The 14103-nt window shown below is 66.1% G+C and carries 16 protein-coding genes; 6 read left to right on the top strand and 10 right to left on the bottom strand.

Annotation, left to right across the window (positions count from 1 at the left end; genetic code table 11):
• Nucleotides 1-15 precede the first annotated feature (15 nt).
• Together phoR and phoB are read right to left on the bottom strand one after the other, a co-directional pair.
• A complete protein-coding gene (phoR, locus tag E8E91_RS12020) occupies nt 16-1320 on the bottom strand; it encodes a phosphate regulon sensor histidine kinase PhoR (protein ID WP_280375917.1) in 1305 nt (434 codons plus the stop codon).
• Between the two features lie 40 nt (nt 1321-1360).
• Nucleotides 1361-2050, bottom strand: coding sequence for a phosphate regulon transcriptional regulator PhoB (gene phoB / locus E8E91_RS12015; RefSeq protein ID WP_028626921.1), 690 nt, complete (start codon nt 2048-2050; stop codon nt 1361-1363).
• 329 nt (nt 2051-2379) lie between these two features.
• On the opposite strand from phoB, the gene E8E91_RS12010 reads away from it, so the two are divergent.
• On the top strand, nt 2380-2766 hold the full coding sequence (locus E8E91_RS12010; RefSeq protein WP_280375916.1) for a hypothetical protein: 387 nt from the start codon (nt 2380-2382) through the stop codon (nt 2764-2766).
• An 83-nt stretch (nt 2767-2849) separates the two neighbouring features.
• Here the strand turns inward: E8E91_RS12010 and ubiA are convergent, their stop codons facing one another.
• The gene (ubiA, locus tag E8E91_RS12005) at nt 2850-3740 is read right to left on the bottom strand and encodes a 4-hydroxybenzoate octaprenyltransferase (RefSeq protein ID WP_280375915.1); all 891 of its coding nucleotides are present in this window, start codon (nt 3738-3740) and stop codon (nt 2850-2852) included.
• Nucleotides 3741-3767: 27 nt separating this feature from the next.
• A complete protein-coding gene (locus E8E91_RS12000; RefSeq protein WP_280375914.1) occupies nt 3768-4322 on the bottom strand; it encodes a chorismate lyase in 555 nt (184 codons plus the stop codon).
• 164 nt (nt 4323-4486) lie between these two features.
• Here E8E91_RS12000 and E8E91_RS11995 point away from each other — a divergent pair, with 164 nt between their 5' ends.
• The 5 genes from E8E91_RS11995 to E8E91_RS11975 all read left to right on the top strand — a co-directional run bounded on the left by E8E91_RS11995 (nt 4487) and on the right by E8E91_RS11975 (nt 7183).
• Nucleotides 4487-4654 (top strand): rubredoxin, encoded by a 168-nt coding sequence (locus E8E91_RS11995; RefSeq protein WP_077524852.1) that lies wholly within the window; start codon nt 4487-4489, stop codon nt 4652-4654.
• 148 nt (nt 4655-4802) lie between these two features.
• Nucleotides 4803-4970 carry a rubredoxin gene (locus E8E91_RS11990; RefSeq protein WP_151138440.1) on the top strand — a complete coding sequence of 56 codons (168 nt, stop codon included), beginning with the start codon at nt 4803-4805 and terminating at the stop codon, nt 4968-4970.
• Between the two features lie 74 nt (nt 4971-5044).
• Nucleotides 5045-6193, top strand: coding sequence for an FAD-dependent oxidoreductase (locus E8E91_RS11985; protein ID WP_280375913.1), 1149 nt, complete (start codon nt 5045-5047; stop codon nt 6191-6193).
• Nucleotides 6194-6381: 188 nt separating this feature from the next.
• Nucleotides 6382-6654, top strand: a complete 273-nt coding sequence (locus E8E91_RS11980; protein WP_016495401.1) for an HU family DNA-binding protein — start codon at nt 6382-6384, stop codon at nt 6652-6654.
• Nucleotides 6655-6790: 136 nt separating this feature from the next.
• Entirely contained in the window at nt 6791-7183 is a 393-nt protein-coding gene (locus E8E91_RS11975) for a helicase (protein WP_280375912.1), read from the top strand.
• 113 nt (nt 7184-7296) lie between these two features.
• Here E8E91_RS11975 and E8E91_RS11970 read toward each other — a convergent pair whose 3' ends face one another.
• The 6 genes from E8E91_RS11970 to exbB form a co-directional block, all read right to left on the bottom strand.
• On the bottom strand, nt 7297-8703 hold the full coding sequence (locus E8E91_RS11970; protein WP_280369908.1) for an aminoacyl-tRNA deacylase and HDOD domain-containing protein: 1407 nt from the start codon (nt 8701-8703) through the stop codon (nt 7297-7299).
• 91 nt (nt 8704-8794) lie between these two features.
• The gene (gene recG, locus E8E91_RS11965; RefSeq protein ID WP_280375911.1) at nt 8795-10870 is read right to left on the bottom strand and encodes an ATP-dependent DNA helicase RecG; all 2076 of its coding nucleotides are present in this window, start codon (nt 10868-10870) and stop codon (nt 8795-8797) included.
• Complete coding sequence (locus E8E91_RS11960; RefSeq protein ID WP_280375910.1) at nt 10867-11805, bottom strand: hydrogen peroxide-inducible genes activator; 939 nt, start codon at nt 11803-11805, stop codon at nt 10867-10869. The genes recG and E8E91_RS11960 overlap by 4 nt, the downstream gene beginning before the upstream one ends.
• 86 nt (nt 11806-11891) lie before the next feature.
• Nucleotides 11892-12635, bottom strand: a complete 744-nt coding sequence (locus tag E8E91_RS11955; RefSeq protein ID WP_280375909.1) for a TonB family protein — start codon at nt 12633-12635, stop codon at nt 11892-11894.
• Nucleotides 12632-13057, bottom strand: coding sequence for a TonB system transport protein ExbD (gene exbD, locus E8E91_RS11950; RefSeq protein WP_280375908.1), 426 nt, complete (start codon nt 13055-13057; stop codon nt 12632-12634). Before exbD ends, E8E91_RS11955 begins: the two co-directional genes overlap by 4 nt.
• A 3-nt stretch (nt 13058-13060) precedes the next feature.
• On the bottom strand, nt 13061-14056 hold the full coding sequence (gene exbB, locus E8E91_RS11945) for a tonB-system energizer ExbB (RefSeq protein ID WP_280375907.1): 996 nt from the start codon (nt 14054-14056) through the stop codon (nt 13061-13063).
• Between the last annotated feature and the right edge of the window lie 47 nt (nt 14057-14103).

Genomic DNA, 14103 nt, shown 5'->3' with positions numbered 1-14103 from the left:
TCGGGGGCGTGGGCTTCAGGTGCGCCGGACCACCTGGGTGCCGGGGAAATGGCAGGTGAAGGTACTGCCGTGGTTGAGCACCGAACGGATGTCGAGGCGGCCGCGATGGCGGATCAGCACATGCTTGACGATGGCAAGGCCCAGGCCTGTGCCGCCGGTGCTGCTGTTGCGGCTGGAATCGACGCGGTAGAAGCGCTCGGTCAGGCGGGGCAGGTGCTTGACCTCGATGCCGATGCCGCTGTCCTGCACGGACAGATGCGCGCCCGTCTCGTCGCCCCACCAGCGAATGCGGATTTCGCCTTCGTCCGGAGTGTACTTCACCGCGTTGAACACCAGGTTGGAGAAGGCGCTGCGCAGTTCAGCCTCGCTGCCACGGAGCTTGAAGTTGTGGTCGGCTTCCAGGCTGACGCGGTGGTGGCGATTGCCGGACAGGGCGATGGCGTCGGCCTTGATCTGCAGCAGCAGCAGGTCCACGGCCACCGGCTGGTTGTCCGAGGGGTAGTCGGTGGCTTCCAGCTTGGCCAGCAGCAGCAGGTCGTTGAGCAGGTTCTGCATGCGCTTGCCCTGCTGGCTCATCTGTTGCAGCGCGCGGGTCCAGCGCGGGTTCACATCCTCGACGTTGTCCAGCAGGGTCTCCAGGTAGCCGGCGATCACCGTCAGCGGCGTGCGCAGCTCGTGGGAGACGTTGGCGACGAAGTCCTTGCGCATCTGCTCCAGCTGGTGGAGGCGGGTGACGTCGCGCACCAGCATCAGGTGCTCGCTGTTGCCGTACTTGGTGATGTGGAACTGCAGGCGCAGGCGGTCGTTGACCGGCGAGGGCAGGTCCAGCGGCTCGTGGTACTGGCCTTGCTCGAAGTATTCCTTGAAGCGCGGGTGGCGGATCAGGTTGGTCACCGGCTGGCCGCTGTCCTGCGGGGTCTTCAGGCCCAGCAAGGTTTCCGCGGCGCGGTTCCACCAGTCGAGGTTGCCGTCGCTGTCGAGCATCACCACGGCGTCCTTCAGGGCGGCGGTGGACTCCTGCACGCGGTCGATCACCGCCTGCAGGCGGCCACGCACGCGCTGGTCGCGGCGCTGGAGGTGGTAAATGCTGTCGAACACTTCGCCCCACAAGCCGTAGCCGTCAGGCGGCGGTTCGTCGGGTTGGTGTTCCTTGAGCCATTTGTACAGGCGCAGGAGTTGCGCCAGGGTCCAGCCAAGATAGGCGCCGAGGCCGATCACCAGGGCCCAGGCATAGTGGCCGGTGACCAGGCCGGCCAGCAGGCAGGCACCGATCAGCAGTAGCAGGCGGCGGATGACTACGCCGCGCCAGTCTTGATTCACCTATCGCGTCCTTGTGCTCGGCCCTGTGCAGGGCCCGGGGTCAGCTTTTGGTGGAGAAACGATAGCCGGTGCCGCGAACGGTCTGAACCAGATTTTCGTATACCTCGCCGAGGGCCTTGCGCAGGCGGCGGATGTGCACGTCGACGGTGCGCTCCTCGACGTAGACGTTGCCGCCCCAGACCTGGTCCAGAAGCTGGCCGCGAGTATAGGCGCGCTCCTGGTGGGTCATGAAGAACTGCAGCAGGCGGTATTCGGTCGGGCCCATCTCGGCGGGTTTGCCGTCGATGGTCACGCGGTGGCTGATCGGGTCCAGCAGCAGGCCGCCGATGGCGATCGGCGCTTCGCTGTCGCTGGGGCCGGCGCGGCGCAGCACGGCCTTCAGGCGGGCCACCAGTTCGCGCGGGGAGAAGGGCTTGGTGATGTAGTCATCGGCGCCCACTTCCAGGCCCTGGATCTTGTTGTCCTCTTCACCCTTGGCGGTGAGCATGATGATCGGGATGTCGCTGGTCAGGTCGTCGCGCTTCAGGCGGCGGGCCAGCTCGATGCCGGAGGTGCCGGGCAGCATCCAGTCGAGGAGGATCAGATCGGGTTTGCGGTCGACGATGATGGCGTGCGCCTGCTGGGTGTTTTCAGCTTCCAGGCAGTCGTAGCCGGCCATCTCGAGGGCGACGGCGATCATCTCGCGGATCGGCGCTTCGTCGTCGACTATCAGGATGTTCTTGCCAACCATGTTCAAGCCTCAAGAAAAGGTCGCGTGTATGACTGATTGCGCCGCATTAGATAACGGAATTATTGCAGGGATGTGACATCCCGGCGCCCGTCTCCCTGACTGTCGGCATAGCCCGCGATATCGCGCGCTCCGTCACGGAACTCGGGCGAAGCGGCCTCGTCTATGCTCAATGAGGCTGCCGCCAATCAGGGGCGGCCTGGAGCCTGGCACAGGACCCTATCGGCTTGATGGGTGTTCGTGGCTCCTTCCGTCCTGTTCCGCTGCGACCTCCAGCCGTGATCACAGCTGCCGCCAGGCTGTCGCTGTTCATTCCGAGGAGAGGCTAGAAAATGAGAAGAATTTCCCCGCGGTTCGTTCCGTTGCTCGCTGGCGCACTGCTGAGTTGGCCCTTGATGGGCCTGGCTGCCGAGCCGGCGATGGAGAAGGGCGGCATGCTCGTGGATCACAACGGCATGACCCTCTACACATACGACAAGGACTCCGACGGCAAGTCCGCCTGCAACGGCCAGTGCGCGCAGAACTGGCCGCCGCTGATGGCCGAGGCCGGGGCCAAGGCCGAAGGCGAGTGGAGCGTGGTCAAGCGCGACGACGGCTCGATGCAGTGGGCCTACGACAAGAAGCCGCTGTACACCTTCGTCATGGACAAGAAGGCCGGTGACGTGACCGGCGACGGCAAGATGGGCGTTTGGCACGTCGCCAAGCCAGAAGCCTACTAGCCGGCAGGAAAGCTACCTGTACTGTCCAGGCTGCATCGCCAGCGCCTTGCAGCCGGCCAGGGCGGTGATCTACGCGCTGCGCCTCAGCGCAGCGCGTAGTCGGCGATTATGCCGGCGAGGATCGCCAGGCCCGCCCAGTGGTTGTGCAGGAAGGCCTTGAAGCAGGCCTGCGGGTCCTTGCTGCGGGTGCTGTGGAACTCCCAGGCGAAGCAGGCGGCGGCGGCTACCAGGCCCAGGTGGAAGCAGGTCCCCAGTTCGAAGCGATTGCCGGCCAGCAGCAGGCAGAGCAGCGCCAGGCCCTGGAGGATGGCGATGATCAGGCGGTCGGCGTCGCCGAAGAGGATGGCGGTGGATTTCACCCCAATCTTCAGGTCGTCCTCGCGGTCGGTCATCGCGTAATAGGTGTCGTAGGCCACGGTCCACAGCAGGTTGGCGATGTACAGCAGCCAGGCTGCGGCCGGCAGTTCGCCGGTCTCGGCAGTGAAGGCCATCGGCATGCCCCAGGAGAAGGCCGCGCCCAGCACTACCTGCGGGTAGAAGGTGTAGCGCTTCATGAAGGGGTAGCAGGCGGCCAGTGCCAGGCCGCCGAAAGACAGCCAGATGGTCGTGGCGTTGGTGAACAGCACTAGTACGAAGCTGATGGCCACCAGAACGGCGAAGAACACCAGCGCTTCCCGTGGCGTGATCCGGCCGCTGGCCAGGGGGCGGGCGCGGGTACGGCTGACGTGGCCGTCGAAATTGCGGTCGGCGTAGTCGTTGATCACGCAGCCGGCGGCGCGCATCAGGTTCACGCCGAGGACGAAGATCACCAGATTGGCCAGGCTGGGGCTGCCTTCACCGGCGATCCACAGCGCCCAGAGCGTGGGCCAGAGCAGCAGGTAGATGCCGATGGGCTTGTCCAGCCGGGTCAGCTGGATGAAATCCATGGCGCGGGGATGCAGGCGGTTCAGTGATTGCAGCAGCGTGAGGTACATCGGCGGCTCTCCCATCGAAGGGCCGGATTATACGGTCTCGATGCCCGCCTGACGCCACAGCTTGGGCAGGAAGATTTCCGCCACCAGAACCCCCAGTTCGCCTCGCGAGAAGCACGAACGGCGCCCCCAGAGGCGCTCCTCACGCACCTCGGCTGGCAGCAGTGGCGCCGGATAGCGGGTGACCTCGATGGCGCCCCGGTCGAAGGCGCGGTCGCTGAACAGCAGCTCGCCCAGGGAGCGGCTGCCGAGCTGGTGCAGGTCCAGCCCCGAGCCTTCGAGGGCACTGCGTGCGGCCACGCTGCGGGCGAACACCCAGATCTCGCCGTGGCCGCGCAGGTAGACCTCGCGTACCCAGCCCTGGCTGCCGGCGGGGATGCCCAGGGCCGCGCACTCGTCGGCGCGCAGGGTCTGCCAGCCTTCTTCCAGCGGGGTGACGCTGAACGCGTCGTTCGACAGGGCGGTCAGCCGGCGGGTCAGCGAGCCCTGGTCGAACAGCCAGTCGCGGACAGCGGCGCAGGGGGTGGGATGGAGCTGGGCGGCGGTCAGCCAGCGGGGCGGATGGGCAAGGGCGGCGTGGGGCACGGGCTGGGCTTGGGCGGTGGAAGACGGCGCAGATTAGCACGGCCGGTAGCTGTCGGCTGCCTCTTGCCCACTGGCGGATGAACCAGTAAAAAGCGGCCCTGACATGTCCGGAAAGCCCGCCAGAGGCTGCGGCTCGAGAACGCGTGATCGATGAGGTAAGAACGATGAAGAAGTGGCAATGCGTGGTGTGTGGCCTGGTCTACGACGAGTCCCAGGGCTGGCCGGATGACGGCATCGCCGCCGGCACCCGCTGGGAAGACGTCCCGCAGGACTGGATCTGTCCGGACTGCGGCGTGGGCAAGCTGGATTTCGAGATGATCGAGATCAACTGATCCCCGCACTGAATAAGCCGGCCATGAGCCGGCTTATTTGTGCCCGGAATAAAAGCCTATCCTCTGTCTGGACTGGTCCGGCGGCCCTTGGCGGGCGCCGGTCGATTGGAGTAGGTTCAGTACGGTATCCGCGCCGGCGGAGGTGGTCATGCGCAAGTGGCAATGCATTGTCTGCGGTTTCATCTACGACGAAGCCGAAGGGCTGCCCGAAGAGGGCATCGCGCCCGGAACGCGCTGGGAAGACATCCCGCCGGACTGGTGCTGCCCCGATTGCGGCGTCGGCAAGATCGATTTCGAGATGATCGAAATCGCCTGATCCTCCCCGCCATCCAACCCCATTCAAGCGACGGCCCATGGGCCGTCGAGTCGTTTCGCGAGCAGGAGTGAGCAATGAGTGCACCCGTGGTGATAGTCGGCACCGGCCTGGCCGGTTACAACCTGGCCAAGGAGTTTCGCAAGCTGGACAGCGAAACCCCGCTGCTGCTGATCAGTGCCGACGACGGTCGCTCCTACTCCAAGCCCATGCTGTCCACCGGTTTCGGCAAGAACAAGGACGCCGACGGCCTGGCCATGGCCGAGGCTGGCGCCATGGCCGAGCAGCTCAAGGCGGAAATCCGCACCCATACCCGTATTACCGGCATCGATCCGGCTCACAAGCGCCTGTGGATAGACGAAGAGGCCGTGTCCTATCGCGATCTGGTGCTGGCCTGGGGTGCGGACACCATCCGCGTACCGGTGGAAGGCGACGCCCAGGACGCGATCTTCCCGATCAACGACCTGGAAGACTATGCACGCTTCCGCTCCGCCTCCGCCGGCAAGCGCCGGGTGCTGATTCTCGGCGCCGGCCTTATCGGCTGCGAATTCGCCAACGACCTCAGCCTGGGCGGCCTGGAAGTGGAGTTGGTGGCGCCTTGCGAGCAGGTGATGCCGGGCCTGCTGCATTCGGCGGCTGCGGCGGCCGTGCAGGCCGGGCTGGAAAGCCTGGGTGCGCGCTTCCACCTGGGACCGGTGCTGGCGCGCCTGGACCGTGGCGAGAACGGCCTTGATGCGCTGCTCTCCGACGGTACCCGCATCTCCTGTGATCTGGTGGTTTCCGCCGTGGGCCTGCGCCCGCGTACCGATATGGCCGCTGCTGCAGGCCTGGCGGTGAACCGTGGCGTGGTGGTGGACCGCGAGCTGCGCACCTCCCACGGCAATGTCTACGCCCTGGGCGATTGCGCCGAGGTCGATGGTCTCAACCTGCTTTACGTGATGCCGCTGATGGCCTGCGCCCGCGCCCTGGCGCAGACCCTGGCGGGCAATCCCACGGCGGTGGCCTACGGCGCCATGCCGGTGACGGTGAAGACGCCGGTGTGCCCGCTGGTGGTATCGCCGCCGCCCCGTGGCTCGGCGGGCAGCTGGACGGTGGAAGGCTCTGGGGCGGACATCAAGGCGCTGTGCCGCGATGCCACGGGCCGCCTGCTCGGCTATGCCCTGACCGGGGCTGCGGTGCAGGAAAAACTGGCGCTGAACCGCGAGCTGCCACCGTTGCTGGCATAAATGTCAGCCCTTCTGTCGGAATAATCGTTCTGTTCTTTCGGAATTCCCGCTGAGGACACTGGCGGAGTGCCAATAGGCGTGCCATCCTCCCCGTGGTCTGCCGCAGCGCAGAGCCGTTGCGGCGCCTTGGGCGCTGTTCTGGAAGGACAGCACGGACACAAAAACAACAAACCGTCAAAGAGGCATCTATGCGTAAACCGGAACTCGCCGCCGCTATCGCTGAAAAGGCTGATCTCACCAAGGATCAGGCCAATCGCGTACTCAATGCGGTGCTCGAAGAAATCACCAACGCGCTGAACCGCAAGGACAGCGTGACGCTGGTGGGCTTCGGCACCTTCCTGCAACGTCACCGTGGGGCCCGCACCGGCAAAAACCCGCAGACTGGCCAGCCGGTAAAGATCAAGGCCAGCAATACCGTTGCTTTCAAGCCGGGCAAATCGCTGAAAGAAGCCGTGAACTAAGCTTCTTCTGCCCGGAACCGGGGAGGTTCCGGGCAGTTCACCCGGTCTCTCGTCATACCCTCCTTTGGCTGGCTGTAGTCCTGCCGGCAAACCGCTACAATGCGCCGCTTTCTCAATCCTTCGAGGCCGTGCGCGCATGAAATTCCGCTTTCTTCTCTGGATGCTGGGTCGCCTGATGGCCAAGGCCAGCCGTGACAATGCCGAGTTCCAGCAGCAGCTGGCGGGCAAGGACCTGGTGTTCCAGCTGCACACCCTGGACGGCAAGATCGCTCGTCACTTCATCGTCAAAGACCTGCGCGTCGTCAGCAAACGTGGTGTCGCCAGCGCGCCTGCCTTTGCCATCGGCTTCAAGGACGGCGCCTACGGTTTCGCCACCATGAGCGCGAAGAACAAACAGCTCGCCTTCATGCAGGGCATCCAGAACAAGGACATCCAGATCCAGGGCAACCCGGGGCTGGTGATCTGGTTCCAGGGCCTGACCAAGCACCTGGTGCCGAAGAAAAAGGCCGTCGAGAAGAAAGCCGCCTGACCATGTTTCCCCTGTAGGAGCGAATTCATTCGCGATTGAAATCGCTCCCACAGCGTGCGGAAAGGGGATGAAAAAAGGGGCGCCACTGGCGCCCCTTTTTCATGCCGGCAGGATCAATGCGGCGCGTTGAACTGCGAAGCCAGCTCGCGCAGCGCGGCTTCCGCCTGCAGCACCTTGTTCACTGCGTCATCCGCCTTCTCGCGGCTGATGCCCAGGGCTTCGAACAGGTCATCCGGAATCACGGCTTCCGGGCCTGAGCCGATGCCCCGGTTGCGCAGCAGGCTGACTGCCAGGCACACCAGGTTGGGGTAGGCAGCGTTGTCGTACTGGTAGTCGGCATCGTGCTGGAAGCGCAGGGCGGTGTAGAGCTCTTCCGGCATGTCCCAGAAGCGCATCAGCCAGCTGCCGATCTGCTCGCGGGTGATGCCCAGCAGATGTTGCTCGATGTAGCTGTGGGAGAGGTGCGGGTTGACCTCCAGATGCCGGCAGATCAGCGAGAAATGCGGCGGGAAGACGTGGGCCAGCACCAGGTAACCGAAGTTGTGCAGCAGGCCGGCGAGGTAGGTCAGGCCGGTCTCGGGGCGCTGGGCGCGGGGCATGGCGCGGGTCAGGCCTTCGATTACCGCAGCGGTATAGATCGCCTGCTGCCAGTACGGCGTGGCCTGCTGCGGCTGGTCCTTGGGCAGGCTCAGGGACTTGCCCAGGGCTAGGCCGAGGGCGAGGTTGATCACCAGGTCGAAGCCCAGCACGCGCACGATGGCGTCTTCCACCGAGCGGATCTTGCCAGGCGCGGCGTAGTAGGGCGAGGCCGCCCAGCTGACCACCTGCGCGGCCAGGGCCGGGTCGGTTTCCACCACGCCGGTGATGTCTTCCACGGTGGCGTTGGGGTCGACCCTGAGCTTGATGATCTTCTGCGCGGATTCAGCCAGCGGCGGAATCTCGATGGTTTCTTCCAGGCGCTGCTGGATACGGCGCGCGGTGAAGGCCTGGACGGCCTGGGTGATCTCGGCACGGTCGTCGGCCGGGCGGTCGAGGTTCGGGCGGATGCTCGCCAGGGGTTCGCCGAAGCGTGCGGCGCTGGCCTTGCCGAGCAGGCTGCGATAGTCCTCGCTGGCCAGCTCCAGCAGTACACCGGGTTGGCCGGACTCGACCAGCAGGCGCGGCTCCTGCAGCAGACGCTCGTCGTACAGGCACGGCGAGCTGGTCAGCGGCGGCAGGCCCGGCAGGGTGCCCAGCTGGTGCTTGCCGAGCATGCGCTCAAGGCGCTCGGGCTTGACCGCTACCAGTTTGCGGCCGGTGAGTTCGGCGAGGCGGTTGAGGTCGAGCAGCTGGCTACGCGGGAAGAGCACCAGAAGGGCGCCGACGGCGTCTTCCAGCAGCACCGACTGGACCCGCTGCGCAGCAGACAGACCCGGATGCTCCAGACGAACCTGGAAGGCCAGTCCGAGCTTTTCCAGCAGCTGCACTATCACTTCGGGTGGTTGTGGCGAGGAATCCGGGGCGAGGGCGACTTCTGTCATGGCAGCATCCAGCTTTGAATTTTTCTGCCCGGAGTATAACGAGCAGCTAGGAAGTGGTCGGGGCGAGGCGACGGTTGAGCTGTGAACTGCATCACACTTGGCCGTACTGTTGGCCGTGGCGCAGCCAGCGCTCCAATAGTGGACTGACATGCTGAGGCCAATGGGCCAGTAGCGCCTGGGCCGCGTCGCGCACGGCCGGCAGCAGGTCGGCATCGCGCATCAGGTCGGCCACCTTGAATTGCAGCAGGCCGGTCTGGCGGGTGCCGAGCATTTCGCCAGGACCGCGCAGTTCCAGGTCCTTCTCGGCGATGACGAAGCCGTCGCAGGTCTCGCGCATGATCGCCAGGCGTTCACGGCCGAGTTGCGAAAGCGGGGCGTGATAAAGCAGCACGCAGTGGCTGGCGGCGCTGCCCCGGCCGACGCGTCCGCGCAGCTGGTGCAGCTGGGCAAGGCCGAGGCGTTCGGGGTTTTCGATGATCATCAGGCTGGCGTTGGGCACGTCCACGCCCACCTCGATCACGGTGGTGGCCACCAGCAATTGCAGGGCGCCGGCTTTGAACTCGGCCATCACCTCGGCCTTCTCGGCGGGTTTCATGCGCCCGTGGATCAAGCCCACGCGCAGTTCGCCCAACGCAGAGGAAAGCTCTTCGAAGGTGGTTTCCGCCGCCTGGCAGGTCAGCTCTTCGGATTCTTCGATCAGGGTGCAGACCCAGTAGGCCTGGCGACCTTCGTGGCACGCGGCGCGGACCCGCTCGATCACTTCGATGCGGCGGCTGTCGGCCACCAGCACGGTGTTCACCGGCGTCCGGCCAGGCGGCAGCTCGTCGAGGATGGAGGTATCCAGATCGGCATAGGCGCTCATGGCCAGGGTCCGCGGAATGGGCGTGGCGGTCATGATCAGCTGGTGCGGGCAGAGGCGGCCGTCCACGCCTTTCTGACGCAGGGCCAGGCGCTGCTGGACGCCGAAACGGTGCTGCTCGTCGATGATCACCAGGGCCAGACGCTTGAACTTCACCTCGTCCTGGAACAGAGCGTGGGTGCCGACCACCATGGGCGTGCCGCCGGCGATCTGCTCCAGGGCGGCGGCACGGGCCTTGCCCTTGAGTTTGCCGGCGAGCCAGGCGACCTCGATGCCCAGCGGCTGCAACCACTTGCTGAAGTTCAGGAAGTGCTGCTCGGCGAGGATTTCGGTGGGGGCCATCAGCGCCACCTGGTAGCCGGCCTCCAGCGCTTGCAAGGCGGCAAGGGCGGCGACCACCGTCTTGCCGGCGCCGACGTCGCCCTGCACCAGGCGCAGCATGGGTTCCTGCTGTGCCAGGTCATAGGCGATTTCCGCGCCGACCCGCTGCTGGGCGCCGGTTGGCTGGAAGCCGAGGTTGGCCAGGTACTGCTTCGGCAGCTTGCGCGCGGGCGGCAGCTGCGGCGCGTGCTGGGCCCGGAGGCTTTCACGCAGGCGCTGCAGGGACAGCTGGTGGGTGAGCAGTTCCTCGAAGGCCAGGCGCTGCTGGGCCCAGTGCTGGCCTTCGGCGAGCTCCTCCAGGTCAGCGTCCGGCGGCGGCCGGTGCAGGTAACGGATCGCTTCGTCCAGCGAGCCCAGGTGGTAGTCGCGCGCCAGCTCCCTGGGCAGCCAATCGGGCAGGCTCTGGGGGCCGAGGCGGGCCAGCGCGAGCTGGCTGAGGCTACGCAGGCGCTGCTGGGTGAGGCCTTCGGTGGTGGGGTAGATCGGTGTCAGGGTCTGTTCCACCGGTGGCGGTTCATCGCCACTGAGGGAGCGGTATTCCGGGTGGTAGATCTCCAGGCCGGTGGCGCCGGGGCGGACTTCGCCGTAGCAGCGCAACTGGGTGCCGCGCTTGAGGCCTTCCTTCTGCGCCTGGCTGAAGTGGAAGAAGCGCAAGGAGAGCGTGCCGGTGCCGTCCTGCAGCCGCACCAGCAGGCTGCGGCGGCGGCCCATGACGACATCGGCGCCGGCGACTATGCCTTCTACCACCGCGTCCTGCCCGGGGCGCAGCTCACCGATGGGGGTGATGCGGGTGCGGTCCTGATAGCGGGTGGGCAGGTGGAAGAGGATGTCCTGCAGGTTCTCCAGGCCCACCTTGGCGAGCTTTTCCGCCAGGGCGGCGCCCACGCCCTTGAGCACGGTGACCGGGACTTGCGACAGCTCGGTCATGCCGGCTGTGGTTCGCCCTGGGTTTCCGGGTGGGCCACGGAGCAGAGGCGGATGGAGTCCGCCAGTACTTCGATGGCGCGCGGGCGCGGGAAGCTGGCGCGCCAGGCGATGGCCACGGTGCGGAAGGGCACCGGCGGCGTCAGCGGGCGGATCTCGATCACGCCGGGAGCGTAGTGATGGCTGTCCACCGCGGAGAACGGCAGGATCGACACGCCGAGGCCCGAGGCGACCATGTGGCGGATGGTTTCCAGGGAGCTGGATTCCACCGTGGTGTGTTTGGCGCTGTCTTCACCGCCCTTGCGCAGGCTCGGGCAGGCTTCCAGCACCTGGTCGCGGAAGCAGTGACCCTCGCCCAGCAGCAGCAGGCTCTTGTCGTTGAGCATCTCGCTGTCGATGGACTCGCGGGCAGTCCAGGGGTGCCCGGACGGCAGCAACACGTAGAAGGGTTCGTCGTAGAGCGGCTTGGTCAGCACGTCGGCTTCGGCGAAGGGCAGGGCGATGATGATCGCGTCCAGCTCGCCGGTGCGCAGCTTGTCGCGCAGGACGTGGGTGAAGTTCTCTTCGATGTACAGCGGCATCTGCGGGGCGACCCGGTGCAGCTGCGGAATGAGGTGTGGGAAGAGGTAGGGGCCGACGGTGTAGATGGCGCCCACCTTGAGCGGCGCGGCGAGCTGGTTCTTGCCGGCCTGGGCCATCTCGCGGATGCCTTGGGCCTGTTCCAGCACCTTCTGTGCCTGGGTAACGATGCCTTCACCGACCGGAGTCAGGCGTACCGCGCTCTTGCTGCGTTCGAAGATGAGCACGCCGAGCTCGTCTTCCAGCTTCTTCACCCCGACCGACAGGGTCGGCTGGCTCACGTGGCAGCGTTCGGCGGCACGGCCGAAATGCTGTTCCTGGGCGAGGGTGACGATGTAGCGCAGTTCGGTGAGGGTCATAGCATTTTTCCATTGATGTCCGGCAAGCATAGCGGCTGGAGTCAATGGAACCAAGCGCCTGCGAGAGGTGCGCAGACGCTTGGAAATCAACGGCGGTCCAGCGAGTAGACGAAGGGCGCGACCACTTCCAGGGAGCCGTTGTTGAGCAGTTCCGGCGGGGGCGGCGGCAGCGGCTGGGCGCGGCGGATCATCTCCAGGGTGGCGCGATCCAGCGAGGCGCTGCCGGACTTGCCGACCAGGGAGTAGGAGATCACCTTGCCTTCGCCATCGACCACGAAGCGCAGGCGGTTGACCCCTTCGAAACCACGGCGGCGGGCGTCGTCCGGGTAACGCTTGTAGCGCGCCAGGTGTGCCAGCAGCTTGCTCTGCCAGGTCGGCTTGGCGTCCGAAGGTGCGCTGGAGGCGGCCTGCTGCTGGGCGGCGGGCTTGCTGTCGCTCGGAGCCGGGGTGGTCGGCGCGGCGACGCTTTCCTTCACGCTCTCGGTTTCCCGCGGCTTTTCAGGTTTGGGTTCCGGCGGCTTCGGCTTCGGCGGCTTGGGTTTCGGCTTGGGCTTGGGCTTGGGCGCGATGGCGATCTTCGGCTTCGGCGCTTCGACCAGCTTGGGCAGCGGCTCGGGTTCGGGCTCGACCTGGGGCGGTGGCGGAGGCGCCGGCTTGGGCGCAGGGGCCGGCAGCGGCTCCAGCTCTACGATCATGGCCGCCGGCGGCAGCTCGATCGGCTCGGCATGGGGACGCCAGTAGAGCGCCCAGAGGCCGAGGCCGAGGTGCAGGCCGAGCACCACGACCAGGCTGACGCCCCATTGCGACAGCTTGCGTTTGCCCTGGATCATTTAGTGCCGACCGTCTCGAGTCCTACCAGGCCGATCTTCAGGTAGCCGGCACCGCGCAGGGTGTCCATGACTTCCATCAGGCGACCGTACTCCACCACCTTGTCGCCACGGACGAAGATGGTCTTGTCCTTGTCGGAGTTGGTCAGCTTGTCCAGCACGCCGCCCAGTTGCTCTTCAGTGACCTGCTCGTTGTCAAGGTAAAGACTCTTGTCTTCCTTGATGCTCAGGTAGATCGGCTTGTCCGGCCTGGGTGCGGGCTTGGCGGTGGAGGCGGGCAGGTCGACCTTGATGTCGACCGTCGCCAGGGGGGCCGCGACCATGAAGATGATCAGCAGCACCAGCATCACGTCGATGAAGGGGGTGACGTTGATCTCGTGGGTTTCCTGGAGATCATCGCCACCATCGTTCAGATGGATTCCCATGGATCAGCCCACTTTTGCCATGTGCGGAGAATGGCCACGGTCGGCCGGCTGGTGGTCGAGGTCGCGGCTGACCAGCAGCAGGACCTGGGCCGAAGCGTCGGACACCTGCGCCTTGTAGCCCGCGATGGAGCGGGCGAAGACGTTGTAGATCACCACGGCCGGGATCGCCGCGACCAGGCCGAGGGCGGTGGCCAGCAGCGCTTCAGCGATACCGGGGGCGACCACCGCGAGGTTGGTGGTCTGGGATTTGGCGATGCCGATGAAGCTGTTCATGATGCCCCAGACGGTGCCGAACAGGCCGACGAAGGGCGCCGTGGAACCGATGGTGGCGAGCACGCCGGTGCCCTGGCTCATCTGGCGACCGCTGGCGGCGACCAGGCGTTCGAGGCGGAAGCTGACGCGTTCCTTGATGCCTTCTTTCTCGCGGGTGTTGGCGGAGAGCTTTACCTCTTCCTGGGCGTCCTGCACCAGCTGATGGGAGACGCAATTGCCGTTGCTGACCTTCTCGCCAGCCTCGATCAGGGTGCGTGCGGATTTAAGGATGCCCAGTTCGCGGCGCAGGCGGCGCTTGGCGGCGACCAGCTCGAAGCCCTTGGCGATCCATACGGTCCAGGTCAGGACAGAGGCCAGGGCCAGGCCGATCATCACGGCCTTCACCACGATATCGGCGTTCTGGTACATGCCCCAGGGGGAGAGGTCGTGGGCCAGCATCTGCTCGCCTTCTTGCTCGGCGGCCAGCGGGTCGGCCGGCAGGGCGTTCGGGTCCTGGGCGGCAGCATCGGCTGCCGGGGCGGCACCGTTGGCCGGGGCGACGGCAGGCGCGTTGGCGGCAGGTGCCGGTGCGGTGGCCTGGCTGGCGGCAGCCGGGACGGATTGCGCGGTCGGCTCCTCGGCGAAGGAAGCGTTGGGCGTCAGCATCAGGCTGATCAACAGGGCCGCGAGCAGGCGTGGCGGGCGGGAGGCGGTGTTGGGCTGTGCGTTGCGGGCGTTGGAATTCATGCTGGCCGGACCTGAAGGAAAGGAGGCGGTTTCGTCCATCGGCGCGG

Source organism: Pseudomonas sp. BN515, from assembly GCF_029873155.1.
In the GTDB taxonomy this organism is placed as follows: Bacteria; Pseudomonadota; Gammaproteobacteria; order Pseudomonadales; family Pseudomonadaceae; genus Metapseudomonas.
Note: the sequence above shows the minus strand (reverse complement) of the source record. Positions and strands in the feature narration are given on the sequence as shown.

Coding starts and splice junctions, on each gene's coding strand:
- phoB (WP_028626921.1), bottom strand. CDS start 2,050: ATGGTTGGCAAGAACATCCTGATAGTCGACGACGAAGCGCCGATCCGC.
- exbB (WP_280375907.1), bottom strand. CDS start 14,056: ATGAATTCCAACGCCCGCAACGCACAGCCCAACACCGCCTCCCGCCCG.
- E8E91_RS11975 (WP_280375912.1), top strand. CDS start 6,791: ATGAAATTCCGCTTTCTTCTCTGGATGCTGGGTCGCCTGATGGCCAAG.
- recG (WP_280375911.1), bottom strand. CDS start 10,870: ATGACCGAGCTGTCGCAAGTCCCGGTCACCGTGCTCAAGGGCGTGGGC.
- E8E91_RS11990 (WP_151138440.1), top strand. CDS start 4,803: ATGCGCAAGTGGCAATGCATTGTCTGCGGTTTCATCTACGACGAAGCC.
- ubiA (WP_280375915.1), bottom strand. CDS start 3,740: ATGTACCTCACGCTGCTGCAATCACTGAACCGCCTGCATCCCCGCGCC.
- E8E91_RS12010 (WP_280375916.1), top strand. CDS start 2,380: ATGAGAAGAATTTCCCCGCGGTTCGTTCCGTTGCTCGCTGGCGCACTG.
- E8E91_RS11955 (WP_280375909.1), bottom strand. CDS start 12,635: ATGATCCAGGGCAAACGCAAGCTGTCGCAATGGGGCGTCAGCCTGGTC.
- E8E91_RS11960 (WP_280375910.1), bottom strand. CDS start 11,805: ATGACCCTCACCGAACTGCGCTACATCGTCACCCTCGCCCAGGAACAG.
- E8E91_RS11980 (WP_016495401.1), top strand. CDS start 6,382: ATGCGTAAACCGGAACTCGCCGCCGCTATCGCTGAAAAGGCTGATCTC.
- E8E91_RS11970 (WP_280369908.1), bottom strand. CDS start 8,703: ATGACAGAAGTCGCCCTCGCCCCGGATTCCTCGCCACAACCACCCGAA.
- E8E91_RS11985 (WP_280375913.1), top strand. CDS start 5,045: ATGAGTGCACCCGTGGTGATAGTCGGCACCGGCCTGGCCGGTTACAAC.
- E8E91_RS11995 (WP_077524852.1), top strand. CDS start 4,487: ATGAAGAAGTGGCAATGCGTGGTGTGTGGCCTGGTCTACGACGAGTCC.
- exbD (WP_280375908.1), bottom strand. CDS start 13,057: ATGGGAATCCATCTGAACGATGGTGGCGATGATCTCCAGGAAACCCAC.